Source organism: Streptomyces zaehneri, assembly GCF_032248645.1.
GTDB lineage: Bacteria > Actinomycetota > Actinomycetes > Streptomycetales > Streptomycetaceae > Streptomyces > Streptomyces coriariae.
On record NZ_JASTTJ010000002.1, the window covers coordinates 181,666 to 202,761 of the forward strand.

The following is a 21,096-nucleotide window of genomic DNA, read 5'->3' on the forward strand; positions in this document are numbered from 1 at the left end:
CGTGCACCCTCCCCGAACAGGGGAGCCCAGGAAGCCAGTAACATGCCTCGCCATGAGCTCCCCCACTGGGCCCGCGTCCGGCCTGCCAGTACGAATGCCGCGGCCTCGCCAGCCTGGGCGGCACCGCCGACCCGAGCCGGTGGCGGCTCCCGAGGGCGCGCCCGCGCTCGTCCTCGCGGTGCCTGGTCCGCCGAGTGCCGCCACGCGCGGCCTCGCCGAGGAGATCGTGAGCATCGCCCGCTCCGAGCTGCCCGGCCTCGACGCACGCATCGGCTACCTGGACGGGGACGACAACGGTTTCCCCACCCTCCAGTCCGTTCTCGCGCACGCCGCCGACGAACGCACCGCCCGCTTCGAGCAGGCCCGTGCCGCCGGACTGGACGTCAAGGAGCCCGACGGCCCGGTGGGCGTCGTCGTGCCGCTGCTCGCCGGTCCCGACGGGGCGATGCTGCGCCAGGTCCGCCAGGCCGTCATGGAGAGCCGGATCGCGGCCGAGCTGACCGATGTGCTCGGCCCGCACCCGCTGCTCGCCGAGGCCCTGCACGTGCGGCTGTCCGAGGCCGGTCTGGCCCGCGCCGACCGCGCCCGGCTGTTCACCGTGGCGACGGCCGCGGACGGCATCATCCTCGCCTCCGTGGGCGGCGAGGAGGCCGTGCAGGCCGCCGGGATCACCGGCATGCTGCTCGCCGCGCGCCTCGCCGTGCCGGTGATGGCCGCGGCTCTCGACCAGGAGGGCTCGATCGCCTCCGTCGCCGAGCAGCTGCGCTCCTCCGGCTCCCAGCAGCTGGCGCTGGCGCCCTACCTGATCGGCCCGGAGATCGACGCCACGCTGATCGAGGAGGCGGCCAGGGAAGCAGGCTGTGCCGCCGCCGAGGCGCTCGGCCCCTACCCGGCCATCGGCAAGCTCGCGCTGGCCAAGTACACGACCGCCCTCGGTATCGCCCCGCCGCAGCCCCAGGGCGCGCCGGTCCGCTGAGCCGAACGCGGGACGCCGTACGAACGAAGGGCCCGCTCCGGGTGTGGAGCGGGCCCTTCGCGTCGCCCGGGCCGGCGCGAGGCCGGTCGGCGGGGCGAACAGCGGTGCGGGTCAGCCGAGGACCACGCAGGAGGCGGCGGGCACCGCGATCGAGCCGACCCGCCGGGGCAGGCCGGTCGCCGGGTCGAGGGAGAACCAGGTGACGTCGCCCGAGCGTTCGTTCGCCACGTACAGGAAACCGCCGGACTCGGCGACGGCCCGCGGCCAGTTTCCGGCGCAGGGCACGGTCCCGACCAGCCGCAGCATCTCCCCCGCGCCCTCCACGGCGAACACGGAGAGCACGTCCTCACCCCGGGTGGCGGTCCAGACGAACCGGCCGTCGGGCGAGACGACGAGGCCCGAGGGGTAGGCGTCCCCGGCCGGGGCGCCGGGCAGTACGGCGGCCTCGGCCAGCGGCTTCAGCGAGCCGTCCGAGGCGTCCCAGCGGCAGACGGTGACGGTCGGGGTGAGCTCGTTGACCACGTAGGCGTAGCCGCCCTCCGGATGGAAGACCAGGTGGCGAGGCCCCGAGCCGGGGCGCAGTGCGTGCTCGCGGTGCAGGACGGGGGTGCCGTCGCGCAGGGCGCACACCCGTACGGAATCCGTCCCGAGGTCCACGCTGACCACCCAGCGGCCGCTCGGGTCGGGCTGCACCTGGTGGGCGTGCGGGCCCTGCTGACGTCGCGTGTGCGGGCCCGAGCCGGCGTGCCGCAGGACGCCGGAGGCGACGCGGGCGAGGGTCCCGTCGGCGCGGACCGGGACAGCGGTGATGCTGCCGGAACCGTAGTTGGCGGTGAGGACGTGCCCGTCGAACACGCTGAGGTGAGTGGGGCCGCTGCCGCCGACCGGCACCGGAGGCCCGGTCTGTTCCGGCGCGTCGCCCGTCACCCGGTACGCGGCCACCGCGCCGTCCGCCGTCTCACTGACCGCGTACAGCGTGTCCCCGGTGGCCGACAGGGCCAGATACGAGGGGTCGGGGACGCCGTTCACGCTGCTCAGGACGGTCAGCGCACCGCTGTCCGGGTCGACGGCGGCGGCCACGATCCCAGGCCCTCCGGCCGCTGTGAACGAGCCGATGAACGCCCGCCGTCGCCTTCCGCCGAGGTCTGCCACCGCTGTCCCCTCCCGGGTCGCCGCTGCCGCTGCTGACGCTGCCGCTCGGGGTGACCGTAGCAGTCGATCACCAGCGGTCTAGACCAGGCGCGCTCGCGCGGCCGACCGACGGCCCCCGACCGGCGGGCAGCGGCGCCCCGGCGCGGTGCCGCGTCCGCTCGGGTTCCGAGCGGTGCGGCGACGGTTGCGGTGGGTGCGGCCGACCGCGCCCGGACGACGGTCCACCGCGTCCCGGTCGCGGGGTCACCGCGCCCGGGAGCCGCGCCCGCTCGGCGCCGAACGGTACGGCGACGGTTGCGGTGGGTGCGGCCGAGTTCGAGAAGGGCCCGCCCCAGGGCGTGCAGGTGGGCCGGCACCGGCTCGGACCCCGCGCCGAGCGGTACCGCGACGGAACGAGCGGGGTGCGCCCGTCCGGCGGCCGATCCGGCCGAGCCCGCCCGGACACCGGACCGCCGCACGCAGCAGGCCGCGTCCGCCTCAGGCGCCGGCCGGGACGCGGGTCGCGCCGCGCAGGGGCACCGCGAGCTCGAGAAGAGCCCGCTCCAGGGCATGCAGATGGGCCAGCACCGGCTCGGACCCCGCACCGAGCGGTACGGCGACGGAGTCGGCGGGGTGCGGCCGTCCGGCGGCCGGTGCGGCGGTGAGGGCCTCGACCGCGGACTCCACCCGCCAGCAGGCGGCGACGAGGCGGGCGTCGTGCGAGGCCTCGGGGTCCGCGGCGACCGAGGCCAGCCCGCGCACCTCGCGGGCACAGTCGTCGAGCAGCTCCAGCACGTGCCGGGCCCGGCCCTTGCGCGCCCGCAGCGGGCTGAGCGGATGCACCAGCGGCGCCAGCGACAGCCGGACCCGGGCGAGGATCTGCTCCAGTTCGACCACCCGCCGGGCCGGGTCCGCCGCCTCGGAACCCGCGAGCCGGGCGGCGGCCTCCGCGGTGCACAGGTGCACACAGCGCAGCGCGCGCTCCACCCAGGCGTCGGTGACGGAGTGCGTGGTCACCGGGAGCACCAGCAGCACCGCCAGTGCGGCCCCCAGCGCCCCGACGGCCGTCTCGGTCACCCGCAGGGCGAGCAGCGCCGGGTCGAGCAGGCCGAGCAGCCCGTACAGCGCGCTCGCCATGACGGTGACGGCGAGCATCATCCAGGTGTACGACACCGCGGCCGAGTAGAAGATCCCGAAGACGCCGACCGCGACGACCACGGCGGTCGCCACCGGTTCGCCGTGCAGGGGCAGGGCCACGACCAGACCCAGCACGATCCCGAGGACGGTCCCGAGGAAGCGCCGGAACCCCCGTACGAGGGTCTCGCCGCGCGAGGTGGTGTTCACGAACACCCACCAGGTGGCGCCCACGGCCCAGTACCACCGCTGGTCCGACAGGGCCTGCCCGACGACGAGGGCGATCCCGGCGCCCACGGTCGCCTGCGTCGCCTGCCGCGTGGTGATCCGCGCCAGCCCGGTCCCGCCGGCCGGCGGGGCGACGGCCGCGGGCGCCGGGAGCCGCCGTTCGTAGGGCCACACCCCGAAGCGCACCGCGGACGACGCGGCGATCGACAGCAGGACGGCCGCGCACAGCTCGGGCAGCTGACCGGGGACGGTGTGCAGGAACTGGGCGGCGAAGAAGGTCATGAACGCGAACACCCCGAGCGAGTGCCCGCGCGGCCCCCAGCGCCGCGCGTACACCCCGGCCCCGACCACGGCGAGGAAGGCCGCGTCACGGGCGACGGGCACGTCGTGCAGGACGGCCGCGAGCGCCAGCACCGGCAGCCCGACAACCGGGAGCAGGGCGGTGGTCACGGCCTGTCCGCGCACCGTCGGGTCCGTCACCGTGAACAGCGCGAGCAGCGCGGCCAGGCCACCGGTGATGGCCGCCACCAGCGAAAGCCCGGCCGGCCCGCACAGCGCGACGGCCAGCCCGATGCCGAGCACGGCCCGGGAGGCGAACCGCAGTCGCACCCGTCCGGGATCCGGTGCCACGAACGCCCTCTTCAGCAAGCTGCCCCGCCCCTTTCCCCACCCTGATGCGCCGCGGGGGTACCGCGACATGAGAAAGGCGCCGCGGGGATCCGCAGCGCCATCGACTCCGCCATTTGAGCATCCGGAGGACTGGTGGTTCAACAGGGGTAGGTTCGACTGAGCCAATGGCTCAGTACAGGCCGTAATCCCCTCGCCGACAGCCTGCCATCGGCACACTCTCGCCGACGGCTGCGGCGGCGGCTTCGGCGGCGGCGCCCAACCAGCCGATGGCTCGGGCCCCGCGTGTCACGCTGGACCATTGGTACAGTCGGCTGATCACGAACGTGCGAGGAGGCCCGCCGGATGGCCGTGGACGAGCTGGACACCCGCATCCTGCGCCTGCTGCTCGAGCAGCCGCGGACGAGCGTGCGGGAGTACGCCCGGCTCCTCGGCGTCGCGCGAGGCACCCTTCAGGCCCGCCTCGACCGGCTGGAACGGGACGGCGTGATCACCGGGGCGGCGCCGTCGCTCTCCCCCGCCGCCCTGGGTCACCCGGTACTCGCGTTCGTGCACGTCGAGGTCACCCAGGGGCACCTCGACGACGTGGGCGACGCGCTGGCCGCCGTACCGGAGATCGTCGAGGCGTTCTCCATCACCGGCGGCGGCGACCTGATCACCCGGGTCGTGGCGCGCGACAACGCGCACCTGGAGGACGTGATCCAGAAGCTGATCAGTCTGCCCGGGGTGGTCCGCACCCGCAGCGAGGTCGCACTGCGTGAGCGTGTGCCGTACCGGCTGCTGCCGCTGGTGGAGTCGATCGGGCGAACGGCCTCGAAGTAGCGTCCGCCCTCGCAAGCGGCGCTCCAGCGCATGTGGGGGATCTTCTCCAGCGGGGAGTTCGGCGGCGGCACCAGCACGGCGGAGCTCTGGAAGGCGAGGGACGTCGTCGCGGGGACGACCGGCGCGGCCACCGCCGAGACCTGCTGTGCGTACGACAGGCGACCTACGTGCCCGGACCGCGCGAGAGCGCGGGAGGCCGCTACGAACGGCGGCGGGGCTTGCCTCCGCCGGTACCGCGCCGGCCGCCGCCGCCCTTGGTGGCACCGCCCTTGGCGCCACCGCCGCGGCCGCGGGCTCCTCCGGCGGTGCTCTTGCCCGCACCGCCGCCGGCCTGCGGCTTTCGACGCTCGCGCTCGCCCTTGCGCTCCGCCGCCGGAGCCTGCTGGGCACGGCCCCGCGTGCTGTTGACGGTGCGGCCGCGGACGATGCCGATGAAGTCCTCGACCAGCTCGGTGGTCGCGTCCTCGGGCCAGGCGAGGGCGATGTCCGACCGGGGGGCGTCGACGATCGTCCGGTAGGTGAGGTCCTTGCGGTGGTGCAGGCGGGCCAGGGACTGGGGCACGGCCAGCACGCCGATGTTCGCCGCGACGAGCTCGATCGCGTCCTCGGTGGTCGCCGGGCGCTCGAAGGCGGCCTCGCCGGGCAGCCGCTCCCAGCCGAGGACGTCGTCCAGCGGATGGAGGACCACCTCGTCGGCGAGGTCGGCCACCGTGACCTCCTCGGCCGCGGTGATCACATGGTCCCGTGGGACCACGACGACGGTGGTCTCCGTGTACAGAGGGATCGCGCTGAACACCGTACGGTCGACCGGAAGCCGCACGAAGGCAGCGTCCGCGGCCCCCTCGCGCAAGACGTCGGAGGCCTCCGCGGGGGTCACCTGAAGGAGGGTGAGGGGGGTGTCGGGCAGGCGCTCCGCCCAGATCCGCACCCACTTGGCGGGCGTCACTCCGGGGACGTACGCGAGCCGGAACGAGGGGGAGTCCGCCGAGTCGGTCATCCCGCCAGGCTACCGGCTGTGGTCGGAGGTCTTCGCCGCGGCCGATACCCTGGACTGTATGAAGTCGCAGCAGAACACCCAGACGATGAAGCCCGCCACGGCGGCGAAGAAGCTGGGTGTGCACCTCCCCGCCACGCCCGCCGAGTTCCAGGAGGGCGTCGTCTCGCGCGCCGAGCTGAACGAGCTCCAGGCGAACCCGCCCGAGTGGCTGCTCAAGCTGCGCGAGACCGGCCCGCACCCCCGTCCGGTCGTCGCGGCCAAGCTGGGCGTCTCCATCGCCGGCCTGGCCCGCGCCGGAGTGACCGAGGCGCTCACCACCGAGCAGATCGAGGCCGTCAAGGACGCGGGGCCCGAGTGGCTGGAGAAGGAGCGCGCCACCCAGGCCGAGGTGCGCAGGGAGACCGTCCGCATCAAGAAGCGCAACGCGGAGCGATCCGAGTCCTGATCCCGGTCAGCGGCGCGGCACGAGGATGCCGAGGGCGTTGGCACAGACGACGGCGATCGCCGACCAGTCGACGAGGCCGAGGTCCTGCCCCAGGCCGAACCGGCCCACCAGCGCGGCGAGCACCGGGTTGACACTCATGAACAGGCCGAACGCGGCGGCGGGCACATGCCGCAGCGTGAACAGATCGGCGAGGTAGGACACCGCGGAGGAGAGAACCCCGGCGGCCACGGCGAAGCCGACGGACTGCGCCGTCGGCGGGTGGCGCAGGACCAGAACCACGCCGACGGGCAGGAACAGCACGGCGGAGACGGTCGCGGCGGCCGCCGCGCCCTGGGCGCCGGGGACACGACGTCCGACCGTGCGGTCGAGCAGGATGTACGACGCCCAGCAGGCGGCGGCCAGCAGCCCGAGCGCCATCCCCGGATAGTCCGTGGAGGGCTGCGGGCGCATCAGGGTGACCGCGCCCGCCGCCGCGATCACCGCGCAGCAGGCGTCCACCCGGCGGCGCGCGGCGGCCAGCGCGATGGTCAGCGGCCCGAGGAACTGCGGTTTCACCGACGCCGCCGCCGCGCTCGGGGTCTCCCAGGCGGCGGTGTCCCGGACCCTGGCCTCGCTCGAACAGGCGCTGGGCGTAAGGCTGTTGAGACGTACCTCCCGGGTGGTGACGCCGACCTCGACCGGGCTGCGGGTGGCGGCGCACGCGCGACGGGTGCTCGGCGAGGTGGACGTCCTGGTACAGGACGCGGCCTGCGGACACACCAGGCTGCGCATCGGCTACGCCTGGTCGGCACTCGGCCGCCACACCCTCGCCTTCCAGCGCCAGTGGACGGCGCAGCGCCCGGAGACGGAGCTCCAGCTGGTGCGCGTGAACTCCGCGAGCGCCGGTCTGGCGGAGGGCGCCTGCGCCATGGCGGTGGTGCGCAGGCCCCTGGAGGACCGGCGGTTCGACGCGGCGATCGTCGGCCTGGAACGGCGTCTGTGCGCGCTGGCCGCCGACGATCCCCTGGCCCGGCGCCGCTCGGTGCGGCTGGCCGATCTCGGCGGTCGGACCCTCCTGGTCGACCGCCGCACCGGCACCACCACCCCCGAACTGTGGCCGCCCGGCGCGCGCCCCGCCACGGAGGAGATCCACGACGTCGACGACTGGCTGACGGTGATCGCCACCGGCCGCAGCGTCGGGATGACGGCCGAGGCGACCGCCAACCAGTACCCCCGGCCCGGCGTCGTCTACCGGCCGGTGCGTGACGCCGAGCCCGTCGCGGTCCGGCTGGTGTGGTGGCGCGACGACCCGCACCCCGCGACGCAGGCCGTGGTCGAGCTGCTCACCACGCTGTATCGCGCACAGTGAACGCCCTGAGTCGCCCGGGGCCGGTCGCCTTGACTACGATCTGGACAGGTTCACCGATGTGGGTGTTTCGAGGTTGCTGGGGGTTGGGATGGTTGCTGGTCGTGTGGTGCGCTTCGACAGTCAGCGGGGCTACGGCTTCATCACGCCCGACGACGGCGGGGAAGATGTCTTCCTGCACGTCAACGACATGTTGATGCCCGAGTCGCAGGTGCGCCGGGGCATCGTGGTGGAGTTCGAGATCGAGGACGGCGAACGCGGTCCGAAGGCGTCCGGCGTACGGCTCGCGCGGGGTGCGGACGGCAAGCCCCTGGCCGCCGACGACGACGTCCTGTGCGATGTGCTGAGCACCGAGGAGTTCACCCGGGACGTCACCGAGGCGCTGCTGACGGCGGCGCCCTCGCTCACCGGCGAGCAGATCGTCCAGGTGCGGGCCGGCCTGGCGCAGTTCGCGAAGAACCACGGCTGGGTCGAGGGCTGACGCCTCCGGCCGGCGGGCCTCGCCCGATGCCCCGGGCGAGGCCCGCCGCACGGCGCTGACCTGGGGTCCCGCCCGGCCGGGCCCCGGGGCGCCGCCCGTTGCGGCGCCTTCCGGATCCCGTTGTCAGTGGCCTGTTCTAGTCTTCCCGTCACTTGATCACTGCGGGTGCGGGAGGCACACATGGGGTGGGTGTCGGCCGGCGACTACGAAGTCGCCCTCGATGACGGCAAGGTGGTGTGCCGCAACGCGGCCGGGCGGCGGTTGAAGTCCGTGCCGCTCAAGATCGCCGACGAGCCGGCGGTGGTGGGCCTGCGTCAGCTCACCGAGTGGCTGGAACGGCACGAACGCCAGTGCCTGGCCGACGTGGAGCGGTGGATGGTGCGCTCGCTGCCGGTGCCGTTCGCCGTCGTCGCCCAGGTGTGGCCCGACCCCGCCTGGCAGGCCGCCCTGCGCGACCTCGTCGTCACCGGGGCCGACGGCGAGGTGGCCGGGTTCCTGCGGGACGCCGACCCCGAGCGCGGACTCGGTCTGGTCGACCTCGACGGCGACACCGTCCGCATCACGCCCGAACTGGTCCACCTCCCGCACCCCGTGCTCCTCGACGACCTGGAGGAGCTCCGGGAGTTCGCCGTGGAACTCGGCGTCGAGCAGCGCGCCCAGCAGTTGTTCCGCGAGGTGTGGCGGCGTCCCGCGACGCTCGACGCGGAGGGCACCGCGGTCGAGGAGTACGCGGGCGGCTCGTTCAAGGAACAGCGGTTCCTGCACGGCCGGGTCACCCAGCTCGGCTACCGCGTGCGCGGCGGCCACGCCGTCACCTCCGTCCTGGAGGAGAACCGCACCGTCGAGGCCCGGGTGTGGGTCGGCGACTACGAGGGCTACGAGGAGGCGGAGACCGGACCTCTGGTGTTCACGGACTCCGCCGGCCGGGTGCTGAAGCTCGGTCTGATCGGGCCGGTGGCCTGGTCCGAGGGCATGCGCATGGCGGCCGCACTGTACGCCGGGCGGGACATCGAGGACGAGGAGCGGGCGGCATGACGACCTACGACGAGACCACCGCCGGCGCACTGCTCGACGCGGGCGCGGTGCTGCCCCCGGGGAGCACCGCCCGCGAGGACGCCGACACGCTCACCGTCCGCAGGTACACCCACCCCGCGCTGGACGACCGGCAGATCGTGCGGCTCGTACCGGGCACCCTGGGCGAGGCCGAGGACCTGGCGCTGGACTTCCTCGGGCTGGCCCGCGACCCGGAGACCCCCGAGGTAGGTCAGGTACGCCGGGAGACCCTCGGCTTCCCCGCCTGGGCGCTGGTCAACGACCCGGCGAACGGCCACCACGCGCTGGCGCTGGTCAAGGACGTCGAGCGGCTCGCGCGGCAGGCCAAGTCCCGCCCCGGCAACGCCAAGGACGGCTTCGAGGCGCTCGGCACCCGGCTCGGCCGGGCCGTGCCGCACTTCCTGCCCACCTTCTACGAGCAGGCCGCCCGCGTCTTCCTCCAGCACGAGAACACGACGTACGCCTCCGCCTTCTTCGGCAAGGCCCGGGAGGCCGAGCGGGTGCACGCGCTGAAGGTGGACGAGGAGCGGCAGCGGGCCGTGTTCCTGGAGTTCGCGTTCGCCGGGGCGCTCACCGTCAAGGCGCTCAAGGAGCACGTCAAGGCCCTCGCGGCGCGACTCCACGCGGCCGAGGCCTGGGCGCAGTTCCGGCAGTTGACCGTGGAGCGCTGTGCGGCCGGGATGCCGCCGTACGCGTCCCTGCCGCAGGACGCACGCGGGCTGATCAAGGCCGCCGGCCTCGACCGGGTCACCGAGGAGTGCGCCCTGGTCGCCGACCTGCTCGCCTCGCCGGCCGCGGTCCGGGCCCCCGCCTCCTTCTGGAACGCCTACCGGTCGACGCTCGCCGTCCTCGCCGAGCGGCGGCCGGAGGTGCGTGAGCGACTGCTGGAGATCATGCCGGCCGGCCTGGGGCGTTCCGTCGAGGACGACGAGTTCTGGCTGGCCCTGCTCGCGGAGTGCGGGGCTGATCTGCTCCTCACCGGTGAGACGGCGTCCGGCGTGGACCCGGCGGACTGGCTCGGCCGGTGGGCCCTGCACCGCAAGCACGGAGGCAACGTCAGCGGCCGTTCCCCGGCCACCCTCGCCCTGGTGGAGCGGATGGGGCCCCGGCTGCGTGACCTGGGCCGCCCCGTCGATCTGTGCTCGGGCCGCTGGCACGCCGGCGCCGATCTCGACCTGCTCGACCTGTGCGCGGCCCAGGGCGTGTCGCTGACGCTGCCCGGCCCCGACCAGGTCGTGTACCTCTCCATCGACCGCTGGCTGCGCGAAGGCGATCCCGGCCGGCGCGACCTCACCGCGACCGCGGCGGACCCCCGCCTGCGCCGCCTGCTGTACGCCGACATCAGCACCCTCGGCGGCCTGCGCCCCGCGCCGACGGTGCTGGAGGAACTGGCCGCCCACCCCGTGCTCGCCGAGGTGCTGCGCGAGTGGCTGGACGACGCGGCCGGGGAACTGGCCTCGGCGGTCGGCCTGCCCGCCGCGCGGACGGCGCTGGAACGGCTCCGCCCCTTCCGTACGGTCGCCGCCCGGGTCAGCCCGGCGGCCGTCGCCGTGGTCTCCGCGCGCGCGGTCGCGCCGCTGCTCGGGCACACCCTGCGGGCCGGCCTGCTGGACGAGCTGGGCTGGCCCGCGCTGGACGAGGCGCTGCGCCGGCTCGACGCCGAGACCAGGCGCGACCGCGACGACACGCTCGGCGTCAGCGAGGCCTGGCCCGCGCTGATCCTCGCCCGCGCCCACAAGGTGATCGTCGTCGGCCCCGAGGAGATCCTGCTCGAGCACGACCTTCGACTGCCCGTGACGCTGGACCGCTGGCAGCGCCCGAGCTACCGCTACACCGACGGCGAACTGCTCGTCATGTGGCGGCAGGACGGCAAGCAGTTCGGCTACTGGTCGGCCCGCCCCGCCGACGTCTTCCCGCTCGGCGGTGAGCAGCTCCCGCACTGGTACGGCGGCAACGACGCGGGCGAACCGTCGATCCCGGTCCCCGGAGGCGGCCGCGCCACCGGCGGGCGCACGCTGCACGCCGGTGACACCGCCGTACCGCCGAGCCGCCGCATCCTCGGCGACGGCACCTCCTACTGGCGCCAGGGCAGGCAGGGCCGGCAGCAGGTGTGGCTCGAGTACGACCCGGTCTCCGGCACCCACGGGCGCGCCTCGCTGCCCGCGTTCCTGTCGTCCGGCATCCGGGAGGACGCGCCCCTGCTTCAGCAGCACTGCGAGGTGCTGCCGCTCCAACCCGGCCTGGAGCGGAGCCCGTTCGGCACGGACGGCACGGTGCTCGGCCGCTGGGTGCGCGTCGAGGGCGAGGGTGCCGAGGCCCGCACCGTCGCCGGTGCCCCGGACGGCCGCACCGTCACGCTGCCGTGGGCCGGCGGGCGGGCGCCCGGCGTCCTGCTCGGCGCGCTGCGGCTGCCGGGCGGGGCCGAGCCCGTGGCCGTCGCGCTGCACCGGCAGATCGCCCTCTACGCGGGCGACGACCCGTCGGCCGCCGGGGAGCTGGGCCGGGTGACACCGATGGAGCGCGGCGGCGAGTTCGCCGCCGGCACCCGGTTCGTCCCGCCGGTCGGCTTCTGGCACGCCCTTCGCCCGCGCGACGAGCGCGCGTCGGCGGTGCTGCGGGCCCTGACCGACGAGCAGGCGGCCGAGCTGCTGCGGGCCGCGAAGGAGGCGCTGGCGCAGCGGCAGGCGAAGCTGGCGGCGGCCAAGTTGGTGGACGGGACCCCGGACAGCGCTGCCGTCGTGCCGCCCGCGGACGAGGTCGTCCAGGAGGTCGTGTCCCGCTCCCTGCCCTCGCTGGGCGGCGGGAGCCTCGTCGCGGGTGTCGCCTCACTGGTGCGCGCGGTGCTGCGGCTCGCGGAGTCGACCGCCGCGTTCGTGGCGCCGCCGGTCGAGCGGCCGAAGGCGGAACGCCGTCGGATCGACGGCATGTTCGCCGACCTCAAGCCCGAGCACGGCGACGACGCGACGCTGCGCGAGGCCACCACCGGGCTCACCGAGGTGCACGGGTGGTGGGGCAGCGAGGTCCGCTGGAGCACTCTGCGCCAGGTCCGCGCCGTGAACCACGTGCTGTCCGGGAAGCCGGCCGACGGCAAGCCCCTGGCCGAGGCCGCCCGGTCCACCGGAACCGCCGACGGATGGCGCAGCGACGAGTTCACCCTGCCGGGCATCGGGCTGGTGTGGACGCCGGTGCTCGACATGCTGCGCCCGCTCGCGTACCGCGCCGCCTCCGCCACGGTGACCGAGGCGCACCGCGAGGCGCTGCTGCTGCTGTTCGAGGCGATCACGGACGGTCCGCTGGCCGCTCCCGGGGCCGCCCTGCGCGAGGTCGTGCTGAGCGAGCCGCACGAGCAGCAGGAGCGCGTCGGCCAGGTGCTGCGCCGGGACGGCCGTACCGTCGTCGTCCTCGGCTGCCGGAACCTGGACCGGCAGGCGGGGCGGGTGCACTGGCTCGCCCTGGACCACGATCCGGCCGGCTCCTTCGGCGCGATCGCCCACTTCACGCTGGAGCGGGAGACCGCGCACCCGGCGGTGTTCCCCGCCGACGCGCTGAGCGCCGTCACCGGGCTCGTCCGGGACAAGGGCCCGGCGCCCTGGCAGCCGGAGGCGCCCGCCGCCCTCGCCGCCGCGACCCACGGCAGGCTGGGGCCCATGCAGGCGGCGGTGCTGCTGGCCGGCAAGCCGAAGCAGCTCACCGCCGAGGTGATCGCCGCGACCGGGCTGAAGCCGCGCCAGAAGGAACTCGCCGACGCCCTGCTGTCCTCGGTGGGAAGTGGTGACCGGGCGGCCCTCGTCGGTGCCCTGCTGCCCGGGAACCCCGGTGACCTGTGGACGGCCGGGCCGGACACGGAGGCGGCCGGCCGGGTGTGGGCCGAGCGGCTCGGCGAGGTCGTCCGGCTGCCCGAGGACCTCGCCGGGGAGCTCTCCCTCGGCGGCCTGCCCACCGGCTCCGCGGAGGACGTCCTCAACCCGCGGCTGACCCCCTGGATCAGCCGCACCACCGTCCAGCGGCCGGACAAGGACGGCAACCTGGTCGCTGCGGACCCGGCGGCGCTGCCCGGCCGCAACCATCTGACGGGTGCCGTGACCGCCCTGGCCGGACTCGCCTACTCGCTGCCGTACGGGCACCCGCTGCGGGCCGTCCTGCCGGAGAGCCTCGCCGCCCTGCGCCGCCGCTTCGCCGACCAGGGCCTGCTGCTCGACCTGGACGTCGCGTGGACGGAGAAGGGCTCCTCGTCCGCCGTCGAACTGCGCAAGGCGTACGGGCTGCCCGCCACCGGGGGCGCCGACGCCCACGGTCTGACACCGGTGGGCGAGGCGCTGGCGCTGCGCCCCTGGTACGGCGACCAGGAGACCGTCCTGGTCCGGCCGGGCGCGCTCGGCGCTCCGGACGACCCCGTGTTCGGGCTCGTCGAGGGGCTGGTCGGACCGGGACGGGGCGAGGGCATGCGGGCCCTGCGGACCCTTCTCGACGACGAACTGGCCCGCGCGGTCGCGGTCGGGGGCGATCCCGAGGGACCCTCCGGACACGCCCAGGACCCGACCTTCAGCGTGCCAGATCTGGTCACCGAGGTCGCCGCGCGGCACGGCCTCGGCGAGGACGCGGCGGCGCTCTACCTCCAGTTGCTGGCGCTCCCGGACCCCACGGACCGCAACTGCGCCCGCTGGACCGGCTGGAAGCCCGCCCGGACGAAGAAGGCCCGCGCCGAACTCGCGGCGAGCGAGCTGGTCGTCGAGGCCAGGCGGGCGCGCGCCGGACGCACCCTGTTCCTGCCGTGCGGCTGGCTGGACCTGTCGTCGCCCGCGCTGCCGGTGGAGATCTGGAAGGAGGGCCTCTATCCGGTCCGCGCCTACGGTCGTGTGCTGCCGCTGATGCCCGTGCCCGAACTGTTCACGCGCGCGTGGGAGCGCGTCCGCTCCGGCGACGCGCCGGCCTACGAGCAGCTCACCACCCGCGCCACCCGTAAGGGCCGCCGCCGATGACCACCCTCCCGCCCCCTCTGGAAGAACGCGCGCCGATGACCACTACCGCCCTGTCCCTTGACTCCGATTCCGACTCCGCAGGCTCCCCCGGCCCGGTTCGCCAGATCGTCCCGCCCGAGGACCGGTACGCCGGCGAGCTGGCCTTCCTGGCCGCGTACGACGACGGGCCGCGCCCGCCCGCCTGGCGGCTCACCCCGCGTGCCGTCGTCACGTTCGTCATGGGCAGCGACGGCCGTGCCCTGAAGCTGCCCGAGGACGCCGAGGCGGCGGCCGGGGTGCCGCGCCGGCTGGTGGTGGAGGGCAAGTTCGTCGGCGACCGGGCGCTGGTGGAGCGGTGTGTGGTCACGCTCGCCGGCGAGCGCGGGCTGCTGCTCGTCGGCGAGCCCGGTACCGCGAAGTCGATGCTGTCCGAGCTGCTGTCCACCGCCGTGTGCGGCACCAGCGGACTGGTCGTGCAGGGCACCGCGGGCACGACGGAGGACCAGCTCAAGTACGGCTGGAACTACGCCCTGCTGCTGGCGCAGGGGCCGAGCCGGCAGGCGCTGGTGCCCTCGCCGGTGCTGACCGCCATGTCGCGGGGCGCCATCGCCCGGGTCGAGGAGGTCACCCGCTGTCTGCCCGAGGTGCAGGACGCGCTGGTCTCGCTGCTGTCGGAGCGGCGCATCGCCGTGCCCGAACTCGCGGGCTCGGACGACGCGTTGGCGCATGCCGCGCCCGGCTTCAACCTCATCGCCACGGCCAACCTGCGGGACAAGGGCGTCTCGGAGATGTCCGCGGCCCTCAAGCGCCGCTTCAACTTCGAGACGGTCGGGCCGATTCCGGACCTCGACGCGGAGACCGCGCTGGTGCGCAGCCAGGCACGGGCCTCGGTGGAGCGGGCCGGCGCGCCCTTCCAGGTCGACGACGCCGTGCTGGAGGCGCTGGTGACCGCCTTCCGTGATCTGCGTGAGGGCCGCTCGGCGGAGGGCTGGGAGGTGGAGCGGCCGTCCACGGTGATGAGCACCGCGGAGGCCGTGTCCGTCGCGGGTGCGCTGGCGCTCGCGGCGGCGTACTTCCCGGGCGACCGTGATGTGCTCGGGCTGCTGCCGGGCCATCTGCTGGGCGTGGTCCGCAAGGACGATCCGGCCGACGCGGCTCGGCTGCGCGGCTACTGGGACGGGCCGGTCCGCCGCCGGGCCGAGCAGGGTTCCGCCACCTGGCGCACCCTGTGGGACCTGCGCACGGTCCTGGAGGGCTGACGGCCGTGTCCCCGCACCCCACCACCGCGCCGGACTCCCCCGGCGCACAGGCTTCCCCGGACTCCCCGGACTCCCCGGACTCCCCGGACTCCCCGGACTCCCCGGACTCCCCGGACTCCCCGGACTCCCCGGACGAGGCTCTCGCCGCCCTCACCGACCCGGAAGGGCCCTACCTCATCGGGGTGCGGCACCACGCGCCCTCGCTGGCCGCCGCCGTGCCCGCACTGCTGGACGAGGCGAAGCCCGACGTGCTGCTGGTCGAGCTGCCGGCCGAGATGCAGGAGTGGCTGCCCTGGCTCGGGCACGAGGAGACCCGGGCCCCGGTCGCGCTCGCCGCCGCGCCCGGTGACGGCGGGAGCGGCGGGGGCCCGGCGTTCTATCCGTTCGCCGACTTCTCGCCCGAGCTGGCCGCCGTGCGCTGGGCCGCCCGGCACCGCGTCCCGGTGCTCGCCTGCGACCTGCCCCTGGCGGACCGGGCGTGGGGCGAGGGGCGCGACGGCACCGCGCGGGCCGAGGCACCCGGACTCGCCGGCGCGCTGCGGGCCCGGCTCACGGGCCGTCCCGGCGACGACCTGTGGGACCGGCTCGTCGAGGCCACCGCCCCGGGTTCACCGCCCGAGGCGCTGCGCCGGGCGGCCCTGCTGACGGGGTGGGCGCTGCGCGAGGACGCGACCGCCTCCGGCGGGGTGCCCGAACTGGACCTGCGGCGCGAGCGGTGGATGCGGTCCCGGATCACCGAGGCCACCTCGCGGGGCGAGCGGGCCGCCGTGCTCGTAGGCGCCTTCCACGCACCGGCGCTGACCGGGTCGGCCCTCGGCGGACGAGCCGGTGACACCGTCCCGGCCGACGGCCGGCAGGACCACGGCGCCGCCCCGGCCGGCGGCGGGCAGGCCGGTGCCATCGCCCCGGCCATCGGCAGGCGCGGCGCAGACGCCGTACCGGCCGGCGGCAAACAGGGCGCAGAGGCCGTCCCGGGGGCCGGCGAGCCGAAGGAAGGGGCCGTGGGGAGTCGGGCGGGGTGGATCACCTCGCTGATTCCGTATGCCTATGCCCTGCTGGACGAGCGGTCCGGTTATCCGGCCGGTATCCGGGACCCGGAGTGGCAGGACATGGTGCTGCGGGCGGCGGGCGATCCGCAGGCGTTGGAGGAGGCGCTGACGGGGGCGGCCGTGCGGGTGTGTGCCGCGTTGCGGGACCTCGGGCATCCGTCCGGGCCGGCCGACGCGCGCGAGATCACCCGGCTGGCCTCGGATCTGGCCCGGCTGCGCGGGCTGCCGGCGGCGGGCAGGGGCGAGTTGGTCGAGGCGGTGCAGACGGTCCTCGCGCAGGGTGAGCCGTACGGACGTGGGCGGGCCGTGGCGCGGGCGATGGAGCGGGTGCTGGTCGGCACCCGCACCGGCCGGCCGGCGCCCGGCGCGCCGCGCAGCGGCCTCGTCCCGGCGGTCGAGGCCGAGGTGGCGGGGCTGGGCCTGCCCGGACCGGAGAACGCCTCCGGTCCGGCGCGGGATCTGCGGCTCGACCCGCTGCGGTCGGACCTCGACCGGCGCCGTGAGCTGCTGCTGCGCCGGCTGACGGTGTGCGGTGTGCCGTACGGAGAGGCGAGGGAGGTGGTCGGCGCGGGCGGGGCCGAGGCCCTCACCTCGCGCTGGGAGGTGCGCTGGACGCCGGCGACGGCTGCCATGCTGACCGCGGCCGGCGTGCGCGGGGTCACCGCGGCGCAGGCCGCCGAGGGTGTGCTGCGGGAACGTCGGCGCGCGGAGCGGGACGCGGGCGGGTCGACGGCCGCACAGGTGCTCCAGGGGCTCGCGGAAGCCGCGGAATGCGGCCTGCCGACGCTGGCGGACGAGCGGCTCGAAGACGTCGCCGAGGTGCTGCCCCTGGCCGGTACGCTGCCCGAGCTCCTGGCCGGGCTTGCCCTGTCGGACCGGCTGCGCTCCGGTCATGTGGCGGGGCTCGGCGCCGACGGGGAGCGTACGGCGCGGGCGGCCGCGGTGGCCGAGCTGCTCACCGCGGCGGCGGTGCGGCAGGTGGACGGACTGGCCGGTTCCGAGGACCCGGCCGACGCCCACGCCCTGCTCGAACTCGCGCACCGTGCAGATCTGTTGGGCGGCATCCGGCTCACCGACGCCCTCGCCCGGCTGGCCGCCGACGGGTCCCCGCTGATGCGCGGTGCCGCCGGAGCGGTCCGGGTGCTGCTCGGGCAGGAGAGCGCCCGGACCTTCGGCGACCGGGTCGCGTCCTGGGTGGACGGCGCCGTCGACGCCGACTCGCGGTCGGCGCTGACGGCCCGGCTGAGCGGGCTGCTGGCCGCCGCCGGTCCGCTGCTGGAAGCGGCGGCGCCCGCGCTGGAGCCGCTGCTGGGCCGGGTGTCGGAGTTGCCCGACCGGGACTTCCTCGACCGGCTGCCCGCGCTGCGGGGCGGCTTCGAGACCCTGAGCCCCGCGGCCCGCGACCGTCTCCTCTCGGCCGTCGAGGAACGCCTCGGCACCGGGCGCGTCGCCGACACCGACGGGCTGGACCCGGCCGCCCTCGCCGCCTGGGCCGGGGCGGACCTCTCGGCCCGCGCCGCCCTGCGGTCGCTGGGGCTGCTGCCCGCCCCGGGCGGCGACGAACAGGCGGCCACCGAAAAGACGGTGAGCGTAACGACCGCGAGCGCGACCGCGACCGCGACCGACAAGGCCGGATCCCCCGGGGAGGACGGTCTCGACCGTCGGCTCGCCCCCGCCGACCGGTGGCGGCTCCTCCTGGGCCGTCGCAGTGACCAGCTCCCTTCTTCCGCACGCGCGTTGGCGACGGCTCTGGACGAGCTGTACGGCAGCGGGCGCGGCGAGGGCAGCCGCGGGGACCTGACGGGCCCGGGTACCGGCGGTGGCCGGGACGCGCCGTATCCAGGGGTGCGGGAGTGGTCGCAGGAGCTGGCCGCGCTGTTCGGGCCCGGCATCCGGGAGGAGGTGCTGGCGGCGGCCGCCGCGTCGGGCCGCAGGGACGTGCTCACGGAGCTGGACGCGGACAGCGTGCGCCCCTCCGTGGATCTGCTGCGCACCGTGCTGCGGCACGCGGGCGGGCTGCCCGAGGCCCGGCTGGCGGCGCTGCGCCCGCTGGTACGGCGGCTGGTCGAAGCGCTGACCCGGCAGTTGGCCACCCGGCTGCGCCCCGCGCTGCACGGCACGGCACTGCCGCGCCCCAGCCGGCGTCCGGGCGGCGGCCTCGACCTGCCGCGCACGCTGCGTGCCAATCTGGCGACCGCGCGGCGCGGCCCGGACGGCACGGTCCGGGTCATCCCGGAGCGCCCGGTGTTCCGTACCCGGGCGCGGCGGGCCGCCGACTGGCGGCTGATCCTGGTCACGGACGTGTCGGGGTCCATGGAGGCGTCCACGGTGTGGGCGGCGCTGACGGCATCGGTGCTGGCCGGGGTGCCGACGCTGTCCACGCACTTCCTGGCCTTCTCCACGGAGGTCATGGACCTCACCGGCCATGTCGAGGACCCGCTGTCGCTGTTGCTTGAGGTCAGTGTGGGCGGCGGCACGCACATCGCGGCGGGGCTGCGGCACGCCCGTGAGCTGGTCACCGTGCCGTCGCGGACGCTGGTCGTCGTCGTCAGCGACTTCGAGGAGGGCTATCCGCTCGGCGGGCTGCTCGCCGAGGTGCGTGCGCTGGTCGGCGCGGGCTGCCACGTGCTGGGCTGCGCGAGCCTCGACGACACCGGCCGGCCGCGCTACTCCACGGGCGTCGCGGGGCAGCTCGTCGCCGCGGGCATGCCCGTCGCCGCTCTCAGTCCGCTCGAACTCGCCCGCTGGGTAGGGGAGAAGATCGCATGAGCCAGGACCTGTTGCCGCCGGTCGCGCCGTCCGTCACCGCCGAACTCGTCGAGGCGCTCTCTCCCCGGCTGCGCAAGCGACTGGACGCGGGCATCGCCAAGCTGACGGCGCGTCCGGTCGTCCGCGACGGCGACACCGTGCGGATCGCCGTCGACGACGACACCGACCTCGAACTCCACGCGCCCGAGGGCGCGGTGACCAGCGCGGACGCGATCCGCTGCGGCTGCCTGCTCGCCCCCGACTGTCTGCACCGCGCGGCGGCGGCCTCGGCCGCGCCGGTGGCCGAGGACACTCCCGACAGCACACCCGCAGCGCCGACAGCCGAAGAGGCATCGCAGCCGCCCGACGAAGAGACGGCCGCCCCGGCCCAACTCGCCGCCGCGCGGACCGTGTACGACGCGGCGGCCGCCGTGCTCGAAGCCGGTGCGGACGGCTGCGGCGCGGTGCTCCAGGCGGAGCTGCTGCGCGCCGCGCACACCGCGCGGCTCGCGGGTCTCCCGCGGGTCGCCGCCGCCGCGGTCTCCGTGGTGAACGGGGTACGCGCGGCCCGTTCCGCCGACCCCGCGCACCGGCTGCCCGACCTCGCCGACGCGCTGCGCACCGTTCTCGGCATGGCGCACCGCCTGCCGTTCGCGACCGGGCGGGACCTGGCCGAGCTGCGTGGCAGCGTACGTCAGCCGTACACCCCGGACGGCTCGCTGCGGCTGTACGGGCTCTTCTCGGAGCCCGTCCTGACGACCACCGGCTACGCGGGCGCCGTGACCTGGACCGCCGACGCCGAGGGCCGCCTCTACACGGTCTCCGACGTGGCTCCGGGCGGCCCCGGCCGGGCGACCGGCGCCGCCGACCGGACCGTCAGGATCGGCGACACCGCCCTGACCCACCGTGAACTGTCGCGCGCGGGCCTCGCGGTGTCCGGCGCCACCGTCTCCCCGACGGGCCGGCTCGGCGCCGGGGCCGGGGTGCGGGCGGTGCGCGCGTCGGGTACGGCCTGGAGCGCCGAGCCGCTCGACCGGCTGTGGGCGGTGCCGGTCGCCGAGCAGGTCGCACGCGCCCTGGCCGGCGGCCACGGCCTGCTCTTCCTCGACGTCACCCTGGCGGGCACGGTCCGGGAGGCGACGGGGGACCGTCTGCTGGCCGACTGCGAAGGCCGCACGGTCCGGCTCGCCGTCGCCCACGACGATCCCGCGCTCCCCTACCGCGACAACCTCCGCCTCCTTGCCGCCGCCCGGGGCAGCCGGCTGCGGGTCGTCGCGCGTCTCGCCCCGGGGCCGCTCCCGCGCGCCCTGCTGCTCGCCGCCGAGCACCCGGCCCGCCCCGGCGAGCGGGTGGATCTGGGCCTGGACCGTCTCCAGCACGCGGACCTGCCCACGGCGACGACGGCCCCGCCCGCCCCCGCTCCCCCGGTGGACGAGGCGCCCTTGCACGTTCTGCGCCGCCGGGTGCACCAGGCCGTGTCGGGGGGCCGCCGGGTGCTGGGCTTCCCGGACAGCGGGGCGGGGGACGGCGGACGGCTGCGCCGCGTCGGTCTCGCCACCGCGGGCGAGCTGCTCGGTGAACTCCGGTCCGCGGCGGCGGACCGCTCCCGCGACGCCTTCGGCCGGCTGCTCCCGGCGGACACGGGCCGCTTCGCCCGCGCCTGGCTGGCCGCGGCCGTCTACACCGGCGAGGTCGAGCGGGCGCTGTGCGCGGCGGCCTGGGGAGCGGATGCGCAGGTGGGTGCGGAGATGGGGGCGGAGTCCCGTGCGGCGTTCGTGGAGACATCACGGTGAACCCGGCACCATTAGGACAGGATCTGACCTCTTTCCCTCCTAACGTGGTG

General features: G+C 75.8%; 13 protein-coding genes and 1 pseudogene. 10 read left to right on the plus strand and 4 right to left on the minus strand.

Annotated features, from left to right (window positions below):
* Positions 1–52: 52 nt before the first annotated feature.
* Positions 53–976, plus strand: coding sequence for a sirohydrochlorin chelatase (locus tag QQM72_RS03720; protein ID WP_314219319.1), 924 nt, complete (start codon positions 53–55; stop codon positions 974–976).
* Positions 977–1,087: 111 nt separating this feature from the next.
* Here the strand turns inward: QQM72_RS03720 and QQM72_RS03725 are convergent, their stop codons facing one another.
* Entirely contained in the window at positions 1,088–2,128 is a 1,041-nt protein-coding gene (locus tag QQM72_RS03725) for a lactonase family protein (RefSeq protein ID WP_314219320.1), read from the minus strand.
* A 477-nt stretch (positions 2,129–2,605) separates the two neighbouring features.
* Complete coding sequence (locus QQM72_RS03730) at positions 2,606–4,117, minus strand: FUSC family protein (RefSeq protein WP_314219321.1); 1,512 nt, start codon at positions 4,115–4,117, stop codon at positions 2,606–2,608.
* A gap of 324 nt (positions 4,118–4,441) precedes the next feature.
* Between QQM72_RS03730 and QQM72_RS03735 the strand changes: the two genes are divergently transcribed.
* Positions 4,442–4,918: an Lrp/AsnC family transcriptional regulator gene (locus QQM72_RS03735; RefSeq protein ID WP_314219322.1), complete on the plus strand. Its 477-nt coding sequence runs from the start codon at positions 4,442–4,444 to the stop codon at positions 4,916–4,918.
* A 199-nt stretch (positions 4,919–5,117) separates the two neighbouring features.
* Here QQM72_RS03735 and QQM72_RS03740 read toward each other — a convergent pair whose 3' ends face one another.
* Positions 5,118–5,915 carry a LysR family substrate-binding domain-containing protein gene (locus QQM72_RS03740; protein ID WP_314219323.1) on the minus strand — a complete coding sequence of 266 codons (798 nt, stop codon included), beginning with the start codon at positions 5,913–5,915 and terminating at the stop codon, positions 5,118–5,120.
* Positions 5,916–5,973: 58 nt separating this feature from the next.
* Between QQM72_RS03740 and QQM72_RS03745 the strand changes: the two genes are divergently transcribed.
* On the plus strand, positions 5,974–6,360 hold the full coding sequence (locus QQM72_RS03745) for a DUF5997 family protein (RefSeq protein WP_314219324.1): 387 nt from the start codon (positions 5,974–5,976) through the stop codon (positions 6,358–6,360).
* 6 nt (positions 6,361–6,366) lie between these two features.
* On the opposite strand, the pseudogene QQM72_RS03750 reads toward QQM72_RS03745, so the two are convergent.
* Positions 6,367–6,918: pseudogene (locus tag QQM72_RS03750) on the minus strand (EamA family transporter); the annotation flags it as partial.
* On the opposite strand from QQM72_RS03750, the gene QQM72_RS03755 reads away from it, so the two are divergent.
* From QQM72_RS03755 to QQM72_RS03785, 7 genes are all read left to right on the plus strand, one after another.
* A complete protein-coding gene (locus QQM72_RS03755; RefSeq protein WP_314219325.1) occupies positions 6,884–7,708 on the plus strand; it encodes a LysR family transcriptional regulator in 825 nt (274 codons plus the stop codon). The pseudogene QQM72_RS03750 and the gene QQM72_RS03755 sit on opposite strands and share 35 nt — an antisense overlap.
* A gap of 88 nt (positions 7,709–7,796) precedes the next feature.
* Positions 7,797–8,186 (plus strand): cold-shock protein, encoded by a 390-nt coding sequence (locus QQM72_RS03760; protein ID WP_314219326.1) that lies wholly within the window; start codon positions 7,797–7,799, stop codon positions 8,184–8,186.
* Positions 8,187–8,366: 180 nt separating this feature from the next.
* On the plus strand, positions 8,367–9,221 hold the full coding sequence (locus QQM72_RS03765) for a DUF4132 domain-containing protein (protein WP_314219327.1): 855 nt from the start codon (positions 8,367–8,369) through the stop codon (positions 9,219–9,221).
* Positions 9,218–14,218 carry a hypothetical protein gene (locus tag QQM72_RS03770; RefSeq protein WP_314219328.1) on the plus strand — a complete coding sequence of 1,667 codons (5,001 nt, stop codon included), beginning with the start codon at positions 9,218–9,220 and terminating at the stop codon, positions 14,216–14,218. The genes QQM72_RS03765 and QQM72_RS03770 overlap by 4 nt, the downstream gene beginning before the upstream one ends.
* A 35-nt stretch (positions 14,219–14,253) precedes the next feature.
* Positions 14,254–15,456, plus strand: coding sequence for an ATP-binding protein (locus QQM72_RS03775; RefSeq protein WP_314219329.1), 1,203 nt, complete (start codon positions 14,254–14,256; stop codon positions 15,454–15,456).
* Positions 15,457–15,461: 5 nt separating this feature from the next.
* Positions 15,462–19,274 (plus strand): vWA domain-containing protein, encoded by a 3,813-nt coding sequence (locus tag QQM72_RS03780; RefSeq protein ID WP_314219330.1) that lies wholly within the window; start codon positions 15,462–15,464, stop codon positions 19,272–19,274.
* Positions 19,271–21,046 (plus strand): hypothetical protein, encoded by a 1,776-nt coding sequence (locus QQM72_RS03785; RefSeq protein WP_314219331.1) that lies wholly within the window; start codon positions 19,271–19,273, stop codon positions 21,044–21,046. The genes QQM72_RS03780 and QQM72_RS03785 overlap by 4 nt, the downstream gene beginning before the upstream one ends.
* Positions 21,047–21,096 lie beyond the last annotated feature (50 nt).